This window comes from Pantoea sp. WEP (assembly GCF_041678305.1).
Classification (GTDB): Bacteria; Pseudomonadota; Gammaproteobacteria; order Enterobacterales; family Enterobacteriaceae; genus Pantoea; species Pantoea dispersa.
The window spans coordinates 325,265-345,403 of record NZ_JBGNXB010000002.1 but is presented as its reverse complement, the minus strand read 5'-3'; the positions used below and the strand labels follow the sequence as shown (position 1 = coordinate 345,403).

The window sequence follows — 20,139 nt, the reverse complement described above, 5'->3', positions numbered from 1 at the left end:
CGCAATGGAACGCTACCAACGCCAGATGATGCTGCCGGAAATTGGCGTCGTCGGGCAGCAGAAACTGGCTCGCGCCCGCGTGCTGGTAGCCGGTGCCGGTGGGCTGGCCGCCACGCTGCTGCCTCAGCTGACGGGCGCGGGCGTCGGTCAGCTGTGTCTGTACGATGACGATCAGGTCGCGCTGCATAACCTGCATCGCCAGACGCTGTTCACCCTGCAGGATGTGGGTCGCAGCAAAGCTGTGGCGGCGCAGCAGGCTTTGCAGCAGCGCAATCCTGAGGTGCAAATCGAAGCGGTGCCCGAGGCGCTGAGCGCCAGCAATATCGCGCAGGCGCTGGCGGAGTGCGATCTGGTGATTGATGCCGCCGATAACTTCGCGGTGACTTACCAACTGTCTGATGCCTGTTTCCAGGCAGGCATACCGCTGATCAGCGCCTCGGTGCTGGGTCGTCAGGGCTATGCTGGCGGTTTTTGCGGCGGCGCGCCGAGCTATCGTGCGCTGTTTCCGCAGCTGCCTGCTTCCGCGGCTAACTGTAACACCGCTGGCGTGATGGGCCCGGCCGTGGCGGCGCTGGGGGCGATGCAGGCGCAGATGGCGCTCAGCGTACTGCTCGGGCTGCAACCCTCACCGCTCGGCTGCATGGTCAACTGTGACTTCGTCAGCTGGCACTTTCGTTCGTTCCGCTTTGATGCGGCACAGGAACCGGCCCAGCCCGGCGTGCCGTTTATTGATGCTCACCTGTTACAACCCGGAGACTGCATTGTGGAGCTGCGCAGCTGCGAAGAGGCGCCTGCCAGCGTGGCCGATCGGGTTGAGCGCGTATTGCCGCACGAACTGGACGCCTGGCAGCCACCGGCGGATCGCCGCATCGTACTGGTCTGCGCCAGCGGCATCCGGGCGGCGCAGGCGGCCAGCGCGCTGGCGCAGCGCGGCTTTAATCAGCTGGCGATTCTGGCGGCGCGCCGGCCATGACGCAGGACATCCGCTTTGACCAGGTGAGCTTTGCCTGGGGCGAAAAACAGCTATGCGATCGGCTCAATTTGCAACTGCGCGGCGGCAAAACCACGGTGCTGCTGGGCTGCAGCGGCATTGGTAAAAGCACGCTGCTGCGTCTGGTGGCCGGCTTAGTGCAGCCGCAGCAGGGCAGCCTGAGCGGTATTGCGCAGCACGTGGCATGGATGGGGCAGCAGGATCTGCTCTATCCGTGGCTGACGGTGCTGGAGAACGTGATGCTGACGGCGCGTCTGAGCGGTGCGAAGCCGGACCGCGTGCGGGCGCACCATTTGCTGGCACAGGTGGGACTGGAAGACGAGGCGCAAGCCGCGCCCTCACAGCTCTCGGGTGGCATGCGGCAGCGGGTCGCGCTGGCGCGCACGCTGTATGCGCAGCGCGAGCTGGTGCTGATGGATGAGCCATTCGCCACGCTGGATGTGATGACCAAACACCAGCTGCAAACGCTGACCGCGACGCTGCTGCGCGGCAAAACGGTGCTGCTGGTGACGCACGATCCGCTGGAAGCCTGCCGTATGGCCGATGACATTCTGCTGTTGCACGGCCAGCCGCTGCAGGTGACGCACTGGCCTGTGCCGGCAGGTACGGTGCCGCGCGCGCTCAATGATGCCGGACTGCTGCAGGCGCAGGCCGAACTCTTTTCCCGACTGAATTCTTATGAAAAAGCTAAGTAGTGGTATCTACCTGATCGCGGTGGTGCTGGGCGTATGGCTGCTGGTGCGGCACAACGGCGTACCGGCATTTCTGCTGCCAGCACCGCAGGCGGTGCTGGAGGCTCTGTGGCAAAAGCGGCAGCTGCTCGCGCATCACGCAATGTTCACGCTGGCGGAAATTGTGCTGGCGCTGCTGCTGGGCGTCGGCGGCGGCGTGGTGCTGGCGGTACTGATGGCCTCCAGCCCGCTACTGCGTCGGGTGCTGTTTCCGCTGGTGACAGCCAGCCAGACCATCCCGGTATTTGCGCTGGCCCCGCTGCTGGTGCTGTGGCTGGGTTTTGGCATCGCGTCAAAAGTCGTGGTGGCGGCGCTGATTTTGTTTTTCCCGCTGTGCCTGTCGCTGTTCGACGGTTTATGCCGTACGCCTGCCGGCTGGCTGGAGCTGGCGCAAACGCTGTATCCCTCGCGCTGGCGAATTTTCTGGCGCGTACGCTGGCCGGCTGCGCTGCCGCAGTTTTTCGCCGGCCTGCAGATGGCGGTGGTGCTGGCACCCATTGGGGTGGTGATCGGCGAGTGGGTCGGTGCCAGCGAAGGGTTGGGCTACCTGATGATGCAATCCAACGCGCGGCTGGAAACGGCCACCAGTTTTGCCGCACTGCTGCTGTTAATGAGCCTGGCGCTGCTGCTCTCAGCGGCCGTGGCGCTGGTGCGTAAAAAATTTCTCTGGCAATCATACTAAGGAACTTGAGTGAATAGACTTCTTCGTGCCATCGCTTCGTTACTGCTGCTGGCCACCGTCAACGTGCAGGCAGCTGAAAAGGTGCGGCTGCTGCTCGACTGGTTCATTAACCCCAACCACGCAGCGATCTTTGCCGCTCAGTACAGCGGGGCGTTTAAACAGCAGGGGCTGGATGTCGAGATGATCGCACCGGCGGATTCCGCGTCGGTACCGCTGTTGCTGGCGGCAGGCAAGGCGGATCTGGCGATTAGCTATCAGCCGCAGCTCTATAAGCTGGTGGACAAGCAGGTGCCGGTGATCCGGGTTGGCACGCTGATTAACCAGCCGCTGAACACCCTGACAGCCGTATCGGGCGATATCCACAGTATTAAAGATTTCGCCGGTAAATCGATTGGCTATGCGATTCCCGGCGCGGAAGATGTGGCTATCCGCAATATGCTGAAATCGCAGGGCGTCGACGTTAACAGCGTGAAGCTGGTAAATCTGAATATGGACGCCGTCTCCGCGCTGCTGACGCATAAAATTGACGGCGCGCTGACCATCTTCCGTAACTACGAGTTGCTGGATTTGCAGGACAAAGGCGCAAAGCCGGTGTCGTTTAAGCCGGAAGATTACGGCGTGCCGGCCTACGATGAGTTGATCATTCTGGCCAATAGCAACACAGCGGCAAACGATCCTCGCATCCCGGCATTTCTGCGTGGGCTGGATGCGGGCATCGCCTGGCTGCGCGCTCACCCGCAACAGGCGTGGCAGGCGTTCATTAAGCGTTACCCTGAACTGGATACGCCGCTCAATCATCAGGCCTGGCAGGCGACGCTGCCTTATTTTGCAACGCACAGTGCGGAATTTAATCAGGCGCGTTATCAGGCATTTGGTGAATATATGAAAGCCAACGGGCTGATCACCACCGTGGCGCCGCTGGCGCGCTATTCACTGTAATCCATCCGCTTGCGCCGTTTTCCCGGGCCGGGAGAACGGCGCGCGTTGACATTGCGTGCGGCCGGGGGACAAACGAAGACCCGCATCCCCGGTTTTCGGAAAATACTGGATTTCTGTGACTGTTATCACTGCGCGGGTAACGCTAAAATAAATACTTCTCATTTAGCAGAAGGTTTTTCGTCACGATGTTTTCGCGTTTCACACTGGCCACGTTAACGGCCACACTCCTGCTCACCGGCTGCGCGCGTCATGCTGCCAGCGACAGCAGCGCTGATGCTGCCGCCGCAGAAGCCCCGGCTTCCGCTTCCGCTCCGGTCGAAAACAACGACAGCGCTTCGCCGTTTGCCAGCGGACCGACCGTCATCAATGTCTCCCATCAGGTGACGCGCACCGACGATGGCTCATCCGTGTACGTGACGGTGGATGGGCAGGAAGCCGGACTGCTGCAAAAGGGCGAGAGTAAAGAGCTCCGCGTCCCGGCCGGTAAACACCAGATCGGCGGCTACGTGCAAACACTGTTTGGTTTTGGCAAAGTGACCATTCCTGCGGTCGATGTCACCACAGACACCAATGGCCCGAAAAACGTGGTCTATTCCGTTACGCGGCAAAAACCGCAGTTCAGCGAAAGCGCTGCCACGCCAAACAACTCCTGATTGACTGCGGTGCGGGCCAGATGCTGCCCGACACTACTGCTCTCATTTGGTCGCCATTAATGGCGACCCTACATTGAAACTGCGTCGTTTTATGTAGGGTGCGCATTTATGCGCACCTGGTTACCCGGCAGCCATTAATGCTAATCCTGCACTGAAACCGTGTGATTTTAAATGTGGTGCGCATTAATGCGCATCTGCATAAATAATTGTTATTCAGCGCAAAGGCAAAGGCAAAGGCAAAGGCAAAGGCAAAGCGCAATAAGCCATCAGTGCATCAGCGCATACACGACATCAATGGCGTTGATGACCAGGAAGAACAGGATAATGTGGGTGAGGGCATTAACGGACATCGCTTTGGGTTGAGACATCATCAGTCCTGAATAATTAACGTGAATACAGTGAAGTAACGTTAAATATTACCTGTTAAGAATAAGATTACTATGCTGTGCCACGGTTATCAGAGGTGCCGGACGGCTGCGTTTTCATGCGCGGGTTCAGAAGGCGCAGCATTTCATTTGCTTGCGGCCGCGCGTCCTTAATTTTAAAGATAAATCGCAGAGGCATTCGCCTGATGGCTGGCCCGGATTGCGTGGCTGATGGCGTCGAGGCGCAGCGGTGAGATTAAATTGCCGGTAAGATTTGCGCCGTCAGAGTGCGTAAATGTTCACGCAATAATTGATGTAAAGCGCGAATCGCCGGCGAGAATTGTTTGCGATGCGGGCAGATTAAATGCAGCGGCGTGCTTTCGCCTGGCAGCTGCGGCAGCACCCGTTCCAGCCGGCCATGCCTGATATCGTCGCAGACATCAAGCCAGGATTTATAAGCAATCCCCATTCCGGCAATTGCCCAGCGGCGCGCCACTTCAGCGTCGTCGCACAGCAGCCGGCTTTTCACCGTGATTTGCCGCCGCATCCCTTCCTGCGGAAAGGTCCATTTATCATACACGTGGCCGCCCATGACAAACGGCAGACAGTGATGCTGTGCCAGATCCTCGAGTTTTTCCGGACGGCCATGTCGATCGAGATAATCGGGTGCGGCGACCATCACACGGCGGTTTTCTTCCGCCAGCGGTAGCGCGACATAGCTGCTGTCCTCCAGCTTACCGTAGCGAATAGCGATATCCACCGGATCGCGGAACACGTCACTCACCTGATCGGAAAACGAGAGACGCAGCCCGAGCGCCGGATGCGCCCGGCAAAATTCTGTCAGCAGCGGCAGAATAATATGGCGGCCGATATCAGACGGCAGAGCGATTTTCAGCTCGCCGCTCAGGGCATCGTCGTGGCTTTGCAGGCTTTCTGCACCGGCGTGCATTAGCGCCAGCATCTCCTGCGCGAACGGCAGATACTTTTCGCCTTCCGCCGTTAAACGCAGGCTGCGCGTCGATCGCGCAAACAGGCGGCGATCGAGATCGCGCTCCAGCCGCTGAATGGCGGCGCTGACCTGACCGGGCAGCAGGTTGGCTTCGCGCGCTGCGCGGGAAAAGCTGCCCAGCGCGGCAGAGCGCACAAACAGGGTGACATCTTCTAAACGAATCATCGACGTTCTCGCCATTATCGGGATTTTCACTCTACGAGTGAAAGTGTTGTCCTGCAACAGGCATTTTTCCCGGTGCGATGTCTGGCTATGCTGCTGTCAATACCCTGAAAATATTCACTCACCTGGAGCCTGTTGCATGAAAGCGATTGTTTATAGCCAAAACGGTTTACCGATTTCAGATGAAAATGCGTTGTATGAACTGGACGTGGCGAAACCGCAGCCAGGCGCACGCGATCTGCTGGTGAAAATCAGCGCGATTGCGGTTAACCCGGTTGATACCAAAGTGCGCGCTGGCGCCCCGACAGACACGCCGCGCATTCTCGGCTGGGATGCGGTGGGCGTGGTCGAGGCGGTGGGCAGCGATGTCACACTGTTTCAGCCCGGCGATGAAGTTTACTACGCCGGCGACATCACACGCGCTGGCAGCTATGCCGAGTATGGACTGGTGGATGAACGCATCGCCGGACTCAAGCCGCGCACGCTGAGCGACGCCGATGCCGCCGCGCTGCCGCTGACATCACTCACCGCGTGGGAACTGCTGTTCGATCGCCTGGAAATTGATGCTGCCGACGAAGGCACATTGCTGATCATCGGCGCGGGCGGCGGCGTGGGTTCGATGCTGACGCAGCTGGCGCGCAAACTGACCCGACTGACGGTCATTGGTACCGCCTCTCGCCCGGAAACCGCCGACTGGGTGCGCTCGCTGGGTGCCCATCATGTTATCGATCACCAGCGTCCGCTGGGTGATCAGCTGGCAGCGATTGGCCATAAAGAGGTGCGCTACGTGGCCTCACTGACCCATACCGACAGCTACTATCCGCAGTTGATCGATGTGCTGGCTCCGCAGGGCAAACTGGCGCTGATTGACGATCCGGAAACCCTGGATGCGGTGCCGCTGAAGCGCAAAGCCATCTCGCTGCACTGGGAACTGATGTTTACCCGCTCGCTGTTCCATACCGCCGATATGCAGCGCCAGCATCAGATTCTGCAGCAGGTGAGTCAGCTGATTGACGATCAAACCCTGCAGACCACCGCTGGCGAGCATCACGGCAGCATCAGCGCGGCCAACCTGCGTAAAGCGCATGCGCTGATTGAAAGCGGTCGCGCACGCGGCAAGATTGTCCTTAGCGGCTTTTAAGTCATTAAAACACGTAAGGTTAACCGTCCGTCAGCCCGGGCGGTTATGGTAGCGACTTTGCTATTTATCTGCGCTCTGGCGCAATCTTCAATCAGGAGACTCTCATGACCCTTAATGATGCGGTTGCCCGCCGTCACACCGTAAAAGCTTTCTCTGCGGGCAAAACGCTGCCGCAGCAGGAGATCGACACGCTGCTTAACCTGCTGCGCAACAGCCCGTCATCGGTTAACTCGCAGCCGTGGCACTTTGTTGTCGCGTCGACTGCGGAAGGGCGGGAAAAGATGGCGCAATCCACCAGCGGCGCGTTCATTTACAACAACCCTAAGGTGCTGAACGCCTCACACGTGATTGCGCTGTGCATGCGCACCGATCTGGATGAAGCGCACCTGCAAAATGTGCTGGCGCAGGAAGAGAAAGACGGGCGTTTTGCCAAACCCGAAGCCAAAGCCGGGCAGGATAAGAGCCGCCGCAGCTACGTGGATATGCACCGTTATGAGCTGCGCGACGTGCCGCAGTGGATGGAGAAACAGGTCTATCTGGCGCTGGGCGGACTGTTACTGGGCGCCGCGATGCTCGGCATTGATGCCACCCCGATGGAAGGCTTTGATGCGCGCGCACTTGACCAGGCGCTGGGCCTGCGTGAACAGGGCTTTACCAGCGTGGTGCTGGTTTCGCTTGGCTATCGCAGTGAGGAAGATTTCAACGCCACGCTGCCGAAATCGCGTCTGCCGCAGGACGAAATTTTCACCTTTATCTAAAGAGCTTAACCAGGTGCGTGCCTGCGCACCTGCGCGCTTAACGTGGGAACCGCAGGCAGAAACGGGTAATGCCGTGTTCGCTGCTCACCGTGCAACTGCCCTGATGCAGTTGCATGATGCCGCGCACGATCGACAGACCCAGTCCGCTGCCGCCCTGCTGGCGTGACGCATCGGCGCGCCAGAAGCGGTCAAACAGGCGTGCCTGCTGCGCCTGACTTAGCGTCGGCCCCTGATTCTCCACCACCAAAAGCACGGCGTCTGGCTGCGGAATGCTGGAGACGTGAATGGTGCCGCCGCGCGTGCCGTAATGCAGCGCGTTAGCGATCAGATTCGCCAGCGCGCGCTGTAACAACTGCGGATCGGCGTGCAACTCGCTGTGAAGCGAGATGACAAGCTGCATGCCATGCTCTTCTGCCATACCCTCAAAATAGTCACTCAACCGCTCACCCAGCGGTGTCAGATCGATGCGTTGTCTGTCCAGCGCCTGGCTGGCGTCTGCGGCTTTGGCGAGAAACAGCATGTTATCAATCATCTTCGCCAGCCGCTCCAGCTCAGCATAATTGGAACCCAGCAGCGTTTGATACTCGCTGACGCTGCGCGGCTGGTTTAGCGCCACTTCCGTCTGGCCAAGCAGCGTGCCAATCGGCGTGCGCAGATCGTGTGCCATGTCCGCTGAGACCTGGCTAAGTTGCTGATAACCTTGCTCCAGCCGGCTCAGCATCTGGTTGAGCGCCGCCAGCAGCGGTTGCAGCTCGCCTGGCGCGCTGGTCAGTTCAATGCGATGCGACAGCCGCCGCACGTCGATCACCCCAGCTTCCGCCGCCAGCCGGCGCAGCGGCGTCAGACCGCGGCGCACCAGCAGCACACTGATCGCGGCGACCAGCAGCGCCGCCAGCGCGGTGCACAGGATAATCTGGTGGCGATAGCCGGTGAGGGTTTGCGTGCGGTCGCTCATCAGGCGACCGGTGATGATTTCGATCTGGCCGCTGCCATCGCGCGTTGGCGTTAACGCGGCGGCGGCAATAAACGGCGTGCCGTCCGTCGCCTGCTGATGGTGGACCGATTGCAGGGTTAACGGCTGATCGGCGGCGACCGGCGTAATGGCTGGCACCGGACGCCCGCCGGGATTGATCACGATCAGCGGCGGCTGGCCGGGAAAGCGCAGCACCAGCAACGATTCGGTATTGCCCAGCATGTTGGCGAACAGCCGCGGCTTCTGCTGAATCAGCGTCAGCGCATCTTCATCGCGCAGCAGCGTGCGCATTTGATCGATGCGCGTCAGCAGGGCTGCGTCATCGCGCACGCCGATCTGCTTCGCCAGTGCGTGATACAGCGCCATGCCGCTGAGTGTAAAAATGACCACCACCGTAGCACTGAGCAGTAGCGAAAGGCGGACGGCGAGCGAGCGGGGTTTCATGTTTCAGCTTCGCAGCGATAACCGACACCGTGCACGGTATGAATTAATGGTCGGGTAAAAGGGCCGTCAATTTTCTGCCGCAGCCGTTTTACCGCCACATCCACTACGTTGGTGTCGCTGTCAAAATTCATATCCCAGACGCGCGACGCAATCACCGTGCGTGTCAGTACCTCGCCGGGATGCAGCAGAAACAGATGCAGCAGATTGAACTCTTTGTTGGTCAGGTCGATGCGCTGTCCGGCGCGCTCGACCCGGCGACGGGCAATATCCAGCTGCAGATCGGCCAGCGTCAGGATGTCGGGCAGCTTCTGCTGGCTACCGCGCCGCAATTGGGTGCGCACGCGCGCCAGCAGTTCAGCGAAGGAGAAGGGCTTGACCAGATAGTCATCGGCACCCAGTTCCAGCCCTTTGATGCGATCTTCCACCGTGCCTTTGGCGGTGAGGAAAATCACCGGCGTTTGCAATTGCTTATCCAGCTGCGCCATCACCTCCCAGCCAGTGATGCCGGGCATCATCACATCCAGCAGAATCAGATCGTAATGGTGCTCCTGCGCATAAAACAGGCCATCCTGACCGTTTTCCGCCACGTCGACGATAAAACCGGCCTCGGTCAATCCTTTGCGCATGTAATCACGCGCCCCGGCTTCATCTTCTATCACCAATATTTTCATGCGATCTCCCGGCAGTGGCGGCCGCTTGCTGATGGCGGGCAGTATAACGCGGGTTAGCATAGAAAACCGAGGCTGACAGCGGCATGAGCCCCTGATGACAAAATCATTACAGAGCGTTAAGTAAAACTTAATGGCGCGACAAATTTCGCTAACTCATTAACATATATAAGAATTTGCTCTGCATTATTGCGCGCTTTTGATGGTGGTGTCAGCGGCATCGTGTTATTACAAGGTTAAAACCTGTGAGATAGCCTGCCGGAGAGCATCATGAAAAAGCGTTGGTCTTATGCCTTACTGTTGTCACTCAGCGCCCTTAGCCAACTGGCTGCGGCGCAGCAGACGCTGCGTTTTGGCGTCGATCCCACTTTTCCACCGTTCGAATCCAAAGCCAGCGATGGCTCGCTGCAGGGGTTTGATATTGATCTGGGCAATGCCATCTGTGCGCAGGCCAAAGTGAAATGTCAGTGGGTGCAGATTGGCTTTGACGGCAGCATTCCGGCGCTGCAGGCGAAGAAATTTGACGCCATTCTGTCGGCGATGTCGATGACGGAGAAGCGCCGCGAGCAGGTGGCGTTCAGCGATATGCTATACATCACGCCCAGCGCGCTGCTGACGCCTGCTAACAGCACGCTGACGGCGGACATCAGCACGCTGCGCGGGAAGAATATCGGCGTCGCGCAGGGCACCATTCAGGAAACCTACGCCAAAACGAAATGGGCACCGCAGGGCGTCAACGTGGTCTCGTATCCGAATCAGATGGAGATCTACCCGGATCTGGTAGCGGGTCGACTCGATGCCAGCCTGGCGAATGCGGTTTCAGCCGAGCAGGGCTTTATCAACACGCCGGGAGGCAAGGGCTATGTCAATAAAGCCACGCTGGTGGATAAAGCATTATTGGGCAACGGCGTGGGTATCGGGCTGCGTAAAGGCGATACGGCCAATCTTACTTTAATCAACAATGCGCTGGCCGCGCTGCACAGCAACGGCACCTACGACCGGCTGGCACAGAAATACTTTAAGGTTAAGGTTTATCCCTAATCGCAGGGCGATTTGCCTTCATCACGCACAGGAAAATCATGTCTTTACTCCCTGATTATACCCAGCAGCGGGCGCGATTCCTGGCCGCCGTCACGCGCCAGCACGGCGCGCTGACTGCCTATCGCCATCCGCTGACCGCGCCCGACGGGGCCGCGCTGTACACCGACGTCGCGGTGATCGGCGATCCGGCGGCTCCCAAACGCATGCTGATTCTCTCCGGCACACACGGTGTGGAGGGCTATTACGGTTCAGACAGCCAGATCGCCTGGCTTGATAGCTTCGATGTCACCGCGTTACCGCCCGACTGCGCCCTTGTGCTGGTCCATCTGCTGAATCCATGGGGCGCTGCGCATCTGCGGCGCGTCAATGAAGACAATATCGATCTCAACCGGAATTTCATCGATTTCAGCCAGCCCGCACCCGCTAATCCGCACTATGCGCTATGGCACGATCTGTATCAGGGCGACCGCGCACATGCCGATCGGCTGCTGGCGGAGACACTGCAGCAGTCAGGCTGGCCGGCGCTAAAACGGGTGGTGGAAGCGGGCCAATATCAGGCAGCAGATGGCCTGTTTTATGGCGGGCAGCAGCCGGCCTGGTCGCACCGCACGCTGCACGCCATCGTCGAACAGCACCTGCGTCAGGCGCAGGTCATCCTGAGTTTCGACCTGCACACCGGTGCCGGCGCGTGGGGCCATCCGATGCTGCTGGCGATTGCGGAGCAGCGCTATCCGGCGCATCACTGGGGCAAATCGTTATACGCTGAGTGGCTGACGCTGCTGTTTACCGGCAGCGGGCGCGACAGCGACACTGGCGTCACGGCGACCGCCACCGGCTATGTCTCGCAGTTTCTGCTGACCTCGCTGCCTGACACGCAGCTGCTGCCATTGGTGGTGGAGTGTGGCACTTATCCGGGCGAAGAGATGCACCGCCGGGTGCGCGACGATCACTGGCTGCATCTGCAGGGCGATCCGGCAAGCCACGCCGGACGCGCGCTGAAGCAGCAGCTGGTGGAGGGGTTCTGGCCCGCCGATGAGGACTGGCGCGCCTTAACTGCGTTTCGTACCCAACAAATTTTCCTGCGCGGCTGGCGCGGGCTGGTGGCTTACAACCGGCCGTAAAAGGTCATGCGCGCGATTTCGGACAGTGCGATACCGGGCTGGGTGTTGTAGGCCAGCACCGCCAGCATGCGCGTAACATCACCTTCGGTGGGTGTCACGCGGTGCAGCGAATTGCGGCCGCGAAACAGCACCAGATCGCCGGCATCGATCTCCAGCGCCTCAACCGGCTGGCGCTGATCGAGCACGGCGGCGACGCCGTCGTAGTTCATCTCGCCGGCGTCCGCATCGCGCAGATCTTTCACGTACTGAAACACACCGCCAGCGTGCGGTTTCTGCACCAGCAGCGTGATGGCGAAAGAGGAGTTATCAAAGTGCCAGCCGAGTTCCTGGCCGTCAGGTGCGTAATGCAGATTTATGGACGACAGCGGGTCGGCATATGGATACAGCGCGTCTTCGTCCAGCACATCACACAGAAAGCGTTTAAACAGTTCGTCATTGTACAGCTGACGCAGCGGCGATTCCGCTGCAATCACATCGTCGGTAATGCAGCCTTTGGTGCTGATTACGTCACGATTGCGCGGATGATCGGCACGGTACGCCTCGTCCGGCTTCAGCAGATAGACGTTGTGCTTGCTGACGGTGTGGTAAGCCAGATGGCGCTGGGCCAGCCCGTCAGCCACGATCGCCTGCAGCGCAGTCGGTTGCAAAAACTGACGCAGCACCAGCGCGCCGTGTTGCTCCAGCTGCTGGCGACAGTGCCGACGCCAGTCGGCGTCGGCCAGGGGGTGCAAATCAAATCGAATCAAAGCAGACATCGCGGTGGTTCTCTGAGTTGGCAGGTGTAGAGACTGTAACGGCCTGATATGTTGATGCCTAACGATAAATATTTAACGCCTTGCTAAGGAAACCTTAATGCCTGCACCCGCGTCGCGTTTGCCGAAAATCAGCGTGATTCAGTCGTTCAAAGTGGCGGCGGAACTTGGTAGCCTGGCGAAAGCCGCCGCACAGCTGGCGCTGACGCCGGCTGCCGTCAGCCAGCAAATTCGTCAGCTGGAAGCGCAGCTGGGCAGCGCACTGTTTGTGCGTACCCAGAGCGGCGTGATGCTGACGGAAACCGGCAAAGAGTATCTGCGCTACGTCAGTGAAGCGTTCGACATTCTGCATCTGGGGCAGCAAAATTTGCGCCATGCGGCCAGCATGCCAAAGCTGACGCTCTATTCACTGCCGGCGCTGGCGTCGAAATGGCTGCTGCCGAATATTACCGCCTGGCGGGATCACTGCCCGGACTGCGATCTCAGCCTGCACGGCACTCATGCGCCGGTGGATTTCAGCGCCACACCGGCAGATTTTGTCATCTGCTTTGGTGAGGATCGCTACCCGCAACTCGACAAGCAACGGCTGTTCTGTGACGAGGTGCTGCCGGTCGCCAGTCCGGCGCTGATCCAGCGTTACCCGGGCGAATCGTTGCTAAGCCAGGCGCCGTTGATCCATCTGGACTGGGGCAATGAAGGGCGCTTTCTGCCCGACTGGCGCAGCTGGTTTCAGGCCAAAGGCAGCATGGAGCCGGCGGTCCAGCCGGCATTCAGTTTTAATCTCACCTCCCTGGCCATCGACGCGGCGGTAGCCGGGGTCGGCGTGCTGCTGGGACAGCGTCGTCTGATTGCCGGCGAACTGGCGCGCGGCGCGCTACAGGTGGTGGATCCGCTCAGCCTGCCGCTGAGCAAACCCTATTTCCTCGCCTGGCCACAGCGCTCCCGCAGTCAGCCCGGCAGCGAGGCGCTGATTCAGTGGCTAACGCAGCTGGCGAGTTAACAAACTGTTAACTGCCGCAGCGTTCTGCGACAGGGATTGCCCTATGCTGATGCGCTTTGTGCGCAGTTGCGAAGAAAGGGAGTTCAGGCACGATGATTGATACCTCATTCTGGCTGACCACGCTGGTGGTCAGCATCACAATTTTGCTGTGGGCGCTGGCGCGGTTGCCGGAATACCTTACCGCGCTGCTGTTTTTTGCGGCGGCGATGCTGCTGTCGATAGCGCCAGCCAGCAGCGTATTCAGCGGTTTTGCCTCCTCAGCGTTCTGGCTGGTGCTGAGCGGTTTTGTGCTGGGCGCGGCGATCCGCAAAGTGGGCCTTGCCCAACGCTGGGCCAACTGGCTGGTGGTGCCGTTCAGCCAGAGCTGGCCGCGGATGGTGGCGGGCACGGTGATGCTGAGTTATCTGCTGGCGCTGGTGATGCCGTCGAACATGGGACGCATCGCGCTGCTGATGCCGGTGGTGCTGGCGCTGGGCGAGCGGGCCGGTATCCGGCCGGGCAGTCGCGGCAGCATTGGGCTGGCGCTGGCGGTGGGCTTCGGCACCTTTCAACTCTCCGCCAGTATTCTGCCCGCCAACGTGCCAAACCTGGTGCTAAGCGGCGCGGCGGAAAGCGCGTATCAGCTGCATTTGCAATGGCTGCAGTGGTGGATGCTGCACATGCCGGTGGTGGGGCTGGGCAAAGGTATTCTGCTGGTTGCCTGCATTACGTTGCTGTTCCGCGCTCAGCCGCAGCCGGTGGCAACGCGGGAAGCATTGCCGGCGCTAAGCGGGCGCGAATGGCGGCTGATTGCCCTACTGGCCGTCACGTTACTGTTGTGGATGACCGACAGCCTGCACGGCTTATCCGCTGCGTGGGTCGGGCTGGCCGCGGCGTGTCTGTGTTTGTTACCGCGTGTGGGCTTTCTTTCGGGCGACGATTTTGCCAGCGGCGTCAATTTCCGCACCTGCATCTATATCGCCGGCATTCTCGGCGTCGCCACGGTGGTGGTGGACTCTGGCCTGGGGCGGCTCATCGCCAATGCACTGCTTCACCTGCTGCCGCTGCATGACTCGCCGTCATTCAGTAATTTTGCCGTGCTCAATGCGCTGGTGACGCTGCTGAATTTTGTGCTCACCGCCAACGGCGTGCCGGCGATGGTCACGCCGATGGCGCAGGAGCTGGCTGCCGCTTCAGGCTTTCCGCTACTGAGCGTGGTGATGTTGCAGGTTTTTGCCTACGCCACACCGCTGCTGCCATATCAGGCGTCGCCCATCGTGGTGGCAATGGGGCTGGGGAATGTGCCTGCCAGAGCCGGTCTGCAGCTGTGTCTGCTGGTGTTCGTGCTGAGCGCGCTGCTGCTGTTACCGCTGGATTATCTGTGGTTCCGGCTGCTAGGCTATGCCTGATACGCCGTCAGAGGTCACGAATTCGCTATGTCAGCTACTAACGATTGGGTTGATTTCCGTCGCGATGAGGAGACGGGCATCGAAAGTGTTAACGCGCACTTCTGCGGCCACGCTTACGATCCGCATGACCACGACGAATTGCTGGTCGGCGTGACGCAGCAGGGGCTGCAGCGCTTTAACTGTCACCGCGCGCTGCACACCAGCACGCCGGGCCGCGCTATTCTGATTGAGCCGGGCGCGGTACACGATGGTCACGCGCCCGATGCCGCCGGTTTTACCTATGTGATGCTTTATCTGCCACAACCCTGGGTGGCGGAGATGATGCAGCGCCGCGGGCTGGGCGATGTGGCGAATATTCAGGGGGCGTTTCGCTCCACGCTCACCGATGATGCGCAGCTGGCCAGTGCGATTCAGCAGGCATGGTTTGCGGTGCATCAGCGGGAAGGGCGACTGGCGCGCGATCAGAGCCTGGATCATCTGCTCACACTGCTTTCCCGGCATCTGGAAAATAAACCCGGCGTGCAGCTCAGTGACGCCCAGCGGCAGATGCATCTGCTGCGTGACTATCTGCACGATTTTATGGCGCAGGATATCGGGCTGGACGATCTGTCGCGCTTGTCCGGCATTGATCGTTTCCGCCTGACGCGCCAGTTTAAGCAGGCATTTGGTCAGTCGCCGCATGCCTATCTGGTGCGGCTGCGGCTGCGTAGCGCCCGCGCGCTGCTGGCACAGGGCGTTGAGCCAGTGCAGGTCGCAGCGCAGGTGGGCTTTGCCGACCAAAGCCATCTTGGCCGCTGGTTCCAGCGTGCTTATCGCCTCACGCCCGCCGCCTATCAGCGCCAGTGCACAAACGTTCTATACCGCTCTCTGCCGGCTATCCGATGATGGGATTTTTAATCCTCACCGGAGAGTTCTGACAGATGTTTGATACCAAAATTGCCCTGATTGTACGCGATGATTTAGCCACCTGGCAGCGCCTGAATGTGGTGGCTTTTCTGGCGACCGGCATTGCGGCAGCCGCGCCGGAGATGATGGGTGAACCCTACGTCGACGCGCTCGGTCGTCAGTACGGCAACATGGCCGGCCAGCCGATGCTGGTGTTTGCCGCCGATTTAGCCGGCCTGCAACGGGCGCATTGCCAGGGCGTAGAGCGTGAGTTAACGCTGATTCCTTACGTCGAAGCGATGTTTTCCACCGGCCACGATGCCGCCAACCGCGCGGTGTTTCTGGCCGAAGACGCCGATAATCTCAACCTGGTGGGCATCGCGCTGCGCGGCCCGAAAAAGGCGGTGGATAAAGCCATCAAAGGGCTGGCGCTGCACGGTTGAACGGCGGGTGCGCCTGTTCAATCTGTTCTGCCGCCATTAACAGCACATCTTCCTGGTCGCGCAGCGCCAGAAGCTCCAGGCCGATGGGTAACCCCTCCGTACTCAGGCCGACCGGAATGCTGATTGCCGGTGCGCCGGTGACGGCTGAGATCAGCGCATTGCTGCCAGGCTGTAACTCGCCATGCTTCACTGGTGGATGGCGGACTACCGGATAAGCGAGCAGGTCGATCTGCTGCTGCTGAAAAAACTGCGCCAGCTGCTGATACAGCCTCTGCTGGCGCAGCTGCACCTCGCGATAGCCGTCACTCTGCATGCCGGGATGCTGCGCCCGGGTTTTAAAAGTGGCCTCCAACTGGGGATGATAGCGCCCTGACGCGGCAATCGCCGCCAGCGTGCGCAGCGGTGCCTGCGGTTTATCCGCCAGCCAGGCGGCCAGCGCGTCAGCAAATTCATAGGCAATAATATTGGCTTCCGCCGCCAGCGTCTCCAGCTGCGGCCAGCTCAGCATGCGCGGCTGAAACGGTGCCACAGCATCCTGCACCGCCTGGTTAATCTCCGTTTCCTCTACGGCAAATCCTTCCTGCCAGATACCGATGCGCAACGGCCGGTCGGGACGGGAAAAACGCTGGCCCGTGAGTGTTTCACTGATCAGCCGCAAATCGGCCGCGTAGCGCACCAGCGGTCCGGGGATATCCTGGGTAGGCGACAGCGGCACGATGCCAGCGCTGCTCAGTGCACCGCGCGTCATACGTAAGCCAAACAGGCCGTTGAATGCGGCCGGAATGCGCACCGAACCGGCGGTATCACTGCCTATCGCCAGCGGCACGAAGCCTGCGGCCACCGCCACGGCTGAACCGCTGCTTGAACCTCCTGGAGAACGGCCATGCTGCCAGGCATTATGGGTAAAGCCGCTCAGCGACGAGGCGCCGGTGATGCCTGCCGCCAGTTCATGCATGGTGGTTTTGCCGATGAGGATTGCGCCAGCCTGACGCAGAGCCGTAACCAGCGGTGCATCCTCGCTGGCAATCACATCGCGCAGCAGCGCCGAACCGGCACTGGTCGGCCAGCCTTTGACTTCAATGTTGTCTTTAATCAGCAGCGGAATACCGGCCAGTGGGCCAACTGGCGCATTCTGCTGCCGTGCGGCATCGCTGGCAGCGGCCGCAGCCAGCGCGTCATCGGCAAACAGCCAGCTGATGGCGTTGTAGCGCGGCTGATCCACGTCAGCAATGCGCTGCAGCGCAAACATGGTGAGCTGGCGTGCGCTCACCCGGCGCTGGGCCAGCGCCTGTTGCATATCCCCCAGCGACGCGGTGAGGTAATCAGCGTATTGCATGGTTCAGGCCTCCACAGGAATCCATTGCCGCTCTGGCGAAACCCGGCCGCACGAACTGCCGGCAAAATGTGAGCTGCACCAGAGTGCCTGATGGCGGATGCACCAGTCTATCAGTAACTGACGTGACGTTACGGCGCGTGGTAAATCCTCACAAAAAACTGAGTTCCATTGCGGATGTGCAAACTGAACTGGATGATGCATCACATCACCGCTAAATACCGCATGGGCACCGGCGCTTTGCAGCACAATTGAAGCGTGATCGACGCTGTGGCCCGGCGTCGGCATATAGCGCAGCACACCGGCAAACAGCGGGGAGTGCTGCACATCTATGGTTTCCAGCTGGCCGCTCGCCAGCAGCGGCGCAAGGCTGTCGTGATACAGCGCCTGCATCGACGGCGTGCTGCGGCACTGTGCCAGTTCACGCGCTGAACAGATGTAACGCGCATGATGAAACATCGGTTGCCAGCGGCCAGCGCGCCAGCAGGTATTCCAGCCGACGTGATCGGTGTGGATATGCGTCATCAGCACCAGCGTCACTTCATCAGGGTCGACGCCCGCTTCGGCCAGACGTTGCGGCCACGCGGTTTGCAGCTGGTGAAACAGCGGCTTGTTATCGCGGTTTCGGCCATTGCCCGTTGCGGTATCAATCACGATGGTGTCGCGAGCGGTGCGCACCACCCAGCTATGGATGGATATCTCTGCCGGCTGCTGTGCCAGCGTGTCGCTCATCGTCTCGCGGTGTGCCGGAAACAGCGCAGCGAAGGGGAGTGAGCTGGTCTGCTCGATCACTTTATCAATGCTGCATTCACCTATGTGCAGGGTCATATTGCCTCCTAAAGCGTGGTGCCTGTTACTGCAGGTCACTATACTGAGGGCTGTTTCATTATTTAAATCGATTAAAATCATGAAAAGCATCAATGAAAATGATTTCAGCAAAATCGACCTTAACTTATTGATTGTGCTGCTGGTCATGTATGACGTGCGCAGCGTAACTCAGGCGGCAAACCGGCTTTATCTGGGGCAGCCGGCGGTCAGCGCGGCATTAAAAAGACTGCGGGCAATGTTTGACGATGCGCTGTTCGTGCGTTCCTCGCAAGGCATGACGCCCACGCCGCGCGCAGAGCAGCTGGTGCGCCAGATCGCACCGCTGCTGCAGAGCGTCCATCGCGTTATTTTCACTGCCGATCGCTTTGATGCCGCGCACGATAGCCGCAGTTTTACGCTCGGCATGAGCGACTGGCTTGAGCACTGGCTGATGCCCGATTTACTGCTGCAGCTGGCCGCCTCGGCCCAAAATATTGATATCCGGGTGGTGGCTGCCGATCCGTGGCAGGCCATTCCGCTGATGGAGCAGCAGCAGGCTGACGTGGTGGTGACCGTCGGAGAGGAAACCAGTCACGATCTCACGCGGGAGCACATTGCGCGCGCCGGCTTCCGCACGGTATGGCATCGTGGACAAGTTGACCTTGCGCCACCGCTGACGCTGGCGCAGTTCGTGCAGTATCAGCATGCGCTGGTCTCCTATCGCGGCGTGAGTGAAAGTGCGCTGGACGCCGCGTTAGCCCGCGAGGGGCTGACGCGCCGCGTGCGTTATGTCACGCCGCACTTCTCGGTGTTACCGCTAATGTTGCAGCGTCTGCCGCTGTTCGCGACCGTTCCGCAGGGACTGGTGCAGGCATGGCAACAGCGCTATGCGCTGAGTACGACGGCGGTGCCGATCGGCATGCCGGATTATGCGCTTTCGCTGCTGTGGCATAACGCCCGGACCGAAGACCCGGCGCACCGCTGGCTGCGCGCCACGCTGCGTCAGCTGATCGAACGCAAGCTGGCGTGAAATGCTTACCACGGCACTACGCGGCCGAGGTAATCGAGATAGTGCAGGCCGCCGCGTCCGGTCTGGCCTTCCACCGTGTTGAGCAGATTCGGGATGCTCTCCTCAATGCTCAGTCGCGCCCCGGCGCCACCCATGTCGGTGCGCACCCAGCCTGGGGCCAGCAGCAGTAGCGTGCGTGCATCGTCGTGACGCGCGGCAAAGCTGCGCATAAACATATTCAGCGCCGCTTTACTGCCGCGATACACCTCGTAGTTGCCATGGGTGTTGTTGGTGAGACTGCCCTGGCCGGAGGACATCACCGCCAGCGTGCCGCGCGCGCTGACGTTATTTCTGAAGGTTTCCAGCACGCGCAGCGGGCTCAGCGCGTTGGTGACCATTACGCGAATAAACTCTTCCGTCGACACATCGGCAAGGGTTTCGCGATCGTCATTTTTCACGCCCGCGTTGACCAGCAGCAGATCAAACTGCTGGCCGCTTAGCCGCAGATGCAGAGCGTTGACCTCTGCTGGCATGGTGATGTCCACGCTCTCCACCGTCAGCTGCTGCGGGTAACGCTGCGCCAGCTGTTGCAGCGCGTGAAGGGAGTGCTGGCGGCCGGTCGCCACCACCTGATAGCCACGCTGCAGCATATTCTCCGCCAGCGCGAAGCCGAGGCCGCGCGAAGCACCAATCAATAAAGCACGGGAAGCCTTGTTCATGACCCTCTCCTGGTTTTGGGGTGAGTGAAAAGTCTACCCTTGCATGACAACAGGCGGAACGCGCAGCATCTGCATAGATAACCTGCAGCAAACGCCTTGCCAGATGGCGCTCAATCAATAAGGAT

Annotated in this window: 21 protein-coding genes; 14 read left to right on the top strand and 7 right to left on the bottom strand. The window is 60.1% G+C overall.

The features are described 5' to 3' along the window. The first annotated feature begins 4 nt into the window (after nt 1-4). The 5 genes from ABVR31_RS20710 to ABVR31_RS20690 all read left to right on the top strand — a co-directional run bounded on the left by ABVR31_RS20710 (nt 5) and on the right by ABVR31_RS20690 (nt 3,996). Entirely contained in the window at nt 5-973 is a 969-nt protein-coding gene (locus ABVR31_RS20710) for a ThiF family adenylyltransferase (RefSeq protein ID WP_372774377.1), read from the top strand. Beyond that, nucleotides 970-1,686 carry an ABC transporter ATP-binding protein gene (locus ABVR31_RS20705; protein ID WP_058770324.1) on the top strand — a complete coding sequence of 239 codons (717 nt, stop codon included), beginning with the start codon at nt 970-972 and terminating at the stop codon, nt 1,684-1,686. The genes ABVR31_RS20710 and ABVR31_RS20705 overlap by 4 nt, the downstream gene beginning before the upstream one ends. Then, nucleotides 1,670-2,404 (top strand): ABC transporter permease, encoded by a 735-nt coding sequence (locus ABVR31_RS20700; protein ID WP_058770323.1) that lies wholly within the window; start codon nt 1,670-1,672, stop codon nt 2,402-2,404. Before ABVR31_RS20705 ends, ABVR31_RS20700 begins: the two co-directional genes overlap by 17 nt. 9 nt (nt 2,405-2,413) lie before the next feature. Beyond that, entirely contained in the window at nt 2,414-3,343 is a 930-nt protein-coding gene (locus ABVR31_RS20695) for an ABC transporter substrate-binding protein (RefSeq protein ID WP_372774374.1), read from the top strand. Nucleotides 3,344-3,528: 185 nt separating this feature from the next. After that, nucleotides 3,529-3,996 carry a hypothetical protein gene (locus tag ABVR31_RS20690; RefSeq protein ID WP_372774372.1) on the top strand — a complete coding sequence of 156 codons (468 nt, stop codon included), beginning with the start codon at nt 3,529-3,531 and terminating at the stop codon, nt 3,994-3,996. Between the two features lie 621 nt (nt 3,997-4,617). Here the strand turns inward: ABVR31_RS20690 and ABVR31_RS20685 are convergent. Further along, nucleotides 4,618-5,535: a LysR family transcriptional regulator gene (locus ABVR31_RS20685; RefSeq protein WP_058759023.1), complete on the bottom strand. Its 918-nt coding sequence runs from the start codon at nt 5,533-5,535 to the stop codon at nt 4,618-4,620. Nucleotides 5,536-5,671: 136 nt separating this feature from the next. On the opposite strand from ABVR31_RS20685, the gene ABVR31_RS20680 reads away from it, so the two are divergent. Both ABVR31_RS20680 and nfsB read left to right on the top strand, forming a co-directional pair. Beyond that, nucleotides 5,672-6,673 (top strand): zinc-binding alcohol dehydrogenase family protein, encoded by a 1,002-nt coding sequence (locus tag ABVR31_RS20680; RefSeq protein WP_141495863.1) that lies wholly within the window; start codon nt 5,672-5,674, stop codon nt 6,671-6,673. A gap of 104 nt (nt 6,674-6,777) precedes the next feature. Beyond that, nucleotides 6,778-7,431: an oxygen-insensitive NAD(P)H nitroreductase gene (gene nfsB, locus ABVR31_RS20675; protein ID WP_058770319.1), complete on the top strand. Its 654-nt coding sequence runs from the start codon at nt 6,778-6,780 to the stop codon at nt 7,429-7,431. Between the two features lie 37 nt (nt 7,432-7,468). On the opposite strand, the gene ABVR31_RS20670 is transcribed toward nfsB, so the two are convergent. Next, the gene (locus ABVR31_RS20670; protein WP_159377628.1) at nt 7,469-8,848 is read right to left on the bottom strand and encodes a heavy metal sensor histidine kinase; all 1,380 of its coding nucleotides are present in this window, start codon (nt 8,846-8,848) and stop codon (nt 7,469-7,471) included. Beyond that, nucleotides 8,845-9,519 (bottom strand): heavy metal response regulator transcription factor, encoded by a 675-nt coding sequence (locus ABVR31_RS20665; protein ID WP_104187544.1) that lies wholly within the window; start codon nt 9,517-9,519, stop codon nt 8,845-8,847. Before ABVR31_RS20665 ends, ABVR31_RS20670 begins: the two co-directional genes overlap by 4 nt. Nucleotides 9,520-9,786: 267 nt before the next feature. On the opposite strand from ABVR31_RS20665, the gene ABVR31_RS20660 reads away from it, so the two are divergent. Next, complete coding sequence (locus tag ABVR31_RS20660; RefSeq protein ID WP_372774369.1) at nt 9,787-10,557, top strand: transporter substrate-binding domain-containing protein; 771 nt, start codon at nt 9,787-9,789, stop codon at nt 10,555-10,557. 38 nt (nt 10,558-10,595) lie between these two features. Then, the gene (locus ABVR31_RS20655) at nt 10,596-11,678 is read left to right on the top strand and encodes a DUF2817 domain-containing protein (protein WP_372774367.1); all 1,083 of its coding nucleotides are present in this window, start codon (nt 10,596-10,598) and stop codon (nt 11,676-11,678) included. On the opposite strand, the gene ABVR31_RS20650 is transcribed toward ABVR31_RS20655, so the two are convergent. Then, on the bottom strand, nt 11,663-12,433 hold the full coding sequence (locus ABVR31_RS20650; RefSeq protein WP_372774365.1) for a 2OG-Fe(II) oxygenase: 771 nt from the start codon (nt 12,431-12,433) through the stop codon (nt 11,663-11,665). The two genes, ABVR31_RS20655 and ABVR31_RS20650, sit on opposite strands and share 16 nt — an antisense overlap. A gap of 97 nt (nt 12,434-12,530) precedes the next feature. Here ABVR31_RS20650 and ABVR31_RS20645 point away from each other — a divergent pair, with 97 nt between their 5' ends. The 4 genes from ABVR31_RS20645 to ABVR31_RS20630 all read left to right on the top strand — a co-directional run bounded on the left by ABVR31_RS20645 (nt 12,531) and on the right by ABVR31_RS20630 (nt 16,146). After that, nucleotides 12,531-13,430 (top strand): LysR substrate-binding domain-containing protein, encoded by a 900-nt coding sequence (locus tag ABVR31_RS20645; protein WP_132463230.1) that lies wholly within the window; start codon nt 12,531-12,533, stop codon nt 13,428-13,430. A gap of 92 nt (nt 13,431-13,522) precedes the next feature. Continuing rightward, on the top strand, nt 13,523-14,818 hold the full coding sequence (locus ABVR31_RS20640) for an SLC13 family permease (RefSeq protein ID WP_372774363.1): 1,296 nt from the start codon (nt 13,523-13,525) through the stop codon (nt 14,816-14,818). A 27-nt stretch (nt 14,819-14,845) separates the two neighbouring features. After that, nucleotides 14,846-15,703, top strand: a complete 858-nt coding sequence (locus ABVR31_RS20635) for an AraC family transcriptional regulator (protein ID WP_058759029.1) — start codon at nt 14,846-14,848, stop codon at nt 15,701-15,703. Nucleotides 15,704-15,738: 35 nt separating this feature from the next. Next, the gene (locus tag ABVR31_RS20630) at nt 15,739-16,146 is read left to right on the top strand and encodes a DUF2000 family protein (protein ID WP_372774361.1); all 408 of its coding nucleotides are present in this window, start codon (nt 15,739-15,741) and stop codon (nt 16,144-16,146) included. Here the strand turns inward: ABVR31_RS20630 and ABVR31_RS20625 are convergent. Both ABVR31_RS20625 and ABVR31_RS20620 read right to left on the bottom strand, forming a co-directional pair. Continuing rightward, the gene (locus ABVR31_RS20625; protein WP_372774359.1) at nt 16,121-17,482 is read right to left on the bottom strand and encodes an amidase; all 1,362 of its coding nucleotides are present in this window, start codon (nt 17,480-17,482) and stop codon (nt 16,121-16,123) included. The genes ABVR31_RS20630 and ABVR31_RS20625 overlap by 26 nt on opposite strands. A gap of 3 nt (nt 17,483-17,485) precedes the next feature. Further along, nucleotides 17,486-18,307: an MBL fold metallo-hydrolase gene (locus tag ABVR31_RS20620; protein WP_372774357.1), complete on the bottom strand. Its 822-nt coding sequence runs from the start codon at nt 18,305-18,307 to the stop codon at nt 17,486-17,488. Between the two features lie 79 nt (nt 18,308-18,386). On the opposite strand from ABVR31_RS20620, the gene ABVR31_RS20615 reads away from it, so the two are divergent. Next, nucleotides 18,387-19,316: a LysR family transcriptional regulator gene (locus ABVR31_RS20615; RefSeq protein ID WP_372774355.1), complete on the top strand. Its 930-nt coding sequence runs from the start codon at nt 18,387-18,389 to the stop codon at nt 19,314-19,316. 5 nt (nt 19,317-19,321) lie between these two features. Here ABVR31_RS20615 and ABVR31_RS20610 read toward each other — a convergent pair whose 3' ends face one another. Beyond that, a complete protein-coding gene (locus ABVR31_RS20610; RefSeq protein WP_372774353.1) occupies nt 19,322-20,014 on the bottom strand; it encodes an SDR family NAD(P)-dependent oxidoreductase in 693 nt (230 codons plus the stop codon). Nucleotides 20,015-20,139 lie beyond the last annotated feature (125 nt).

Excerpts from the sequence above, each read along its gene's own strand:
- ABVR31_RS20710 (WP_372774377.1), top strand. The coding sequence starts at position 5 with ATGGAACGCTACCAACGCCAGATGATGCTGCCGGAAATTGGCGTCGTC.
- ABVR31_RS20705 (WP_058770324.1), top strand. The coding sequence starts at position 970 with ATGACGCAGGACATCCGCTTTGACCAGGTGAGCTTTGCCTGGGGCGAA.
- ABVR31_RS20700 (WP_058770323.1), top strand. The coding sequence starts at position 1,670 with ATGAAAAAGCTAAGTAGTGGTATCTACCTGATCGCGGTGGTGCTGGGC.
- ABVR31_RS20690 (WP_372774372.1), top strand. The coding sequence starts at position 3,529 with ATGTTTTCGCGTTTCACACTGGCCACGTTAACGGCCACACTCCTGCTC.
- ABVR31_RS20685 (WP_058759023.1), bottom strand. The coding sequence starts at position 5,535 with ATGATTCGTTTAGAAGATGTCACCCTGTTTGTGCGCTCTGCCGCGCTG.
- ABVR31_RS20680 (WP_141495863.1), top strand. The coding sequence starts at position 5,672 with ATGAAAGCGATTGTTTATAGCCAAAACGGTTTACCGATTTCAGATGAA.
- nfsB (WP_058770319.1), top strand. The coding sequence starts at position 6,778 with ATGACCCTTAATGATGCGGTTGCCCGCCGTCACACCGTAAAAGCTTTC.
- ABVR31_RS20670 (WP_159377628.1), bottom strand. The coding sequence starts at position 8,848 with ATGAAACCCCGCTCGCTCGCCGTCCGCCTTTCGCTACTGCTCAGTGCT.
- ABVR31_RS20665 (WP_104187544.1), bottom strand. The coding sequence starts at position 9,519 with ATGAAAATATTGGTGATAGAAGATGAAGCCGGGGCGCGTGATTACATG.
- ABVR31_RS20660 (WP_372774369.1), top strand. The coding sequence starts at position 9,787 with ATGAAAAAGCGTTGGTCTTATGCCTTACTGTTGTCACTCAGCGCCCTT.
- ABVR31_RS20655 (WP_372774367.1), top strand. The coding sequence starts at position 10,596 with ATGTCTTTACTCCCTGATTATACCCAGCAGCGGGCGCGATTCCTGGCC.
- ABVR31_RS20650 (WP_372774365.1), bottom strand. The coding sequence starts at position 12,433 with ATGTCTGCTTTGATTCGATTTGATTTGCACCCCCTGGCCGACGCCGAC.
- ABVR31_RS20645 (WP_132463230.1), top strand. The coding sequence starts at position 12,531 with ATGCCTGCACCCGCGTCGCGTTTGCCGAAAATCAGCGTGATTCAGTCG.
- ABVR31_RS20640 (WP_372774363.1), top strand. The coding sequence starts at position 13,523 with ATGATTGATACCTCATTCTGGCTGACCACGCTGGTGGTCAGCATCACA.
- ABVR31_RS20635 (WP_058759029.1), top strand. The coding sequence starts at position 14,846 with ATGTCAGCTACTAACGATTGGGTTGATTTCCGTCGCGATGAGGAGACG.
- ABVR31_RS20630 (WP_372774361.1), top strand. The coding sequence starts at position 15,739 with ATGTTTGATACCAAAATTGCCCTGATTGTACGCGATGATTTAGCCACC.
- ABVR31_RS20625 (WP_372774359.1), bottom strand. The coding sequence starts at position 17,482 with ATGCAATACGCTGATTACCTCACCGCGTCGCTGGGGGATATGCAACAG.
- ABVR31_RS20620 (WP_372774357.1), bottom strand. The coding sequence starts at position 18,307 with ATGACCCTGCACATAGGTGAATGCAGCATTGATAAAGTGATCGAGCAG.
- ABVR31_RS20615 (WP_372774355.1), top strand. The coding sequence starts at position 18,387 with ATGAAAAGCATCAATGAAAATGATTTCAGCAAAATCGACCTTAACTTA.
- ABVR31_RS20610 (WP_372774353.1), bottom strand. The coding sequence starts at position 20,014 with ATGAACAAGGCTTCCCGTGCTTTATTGATTGGTGCTTCGCGCGGCCTC.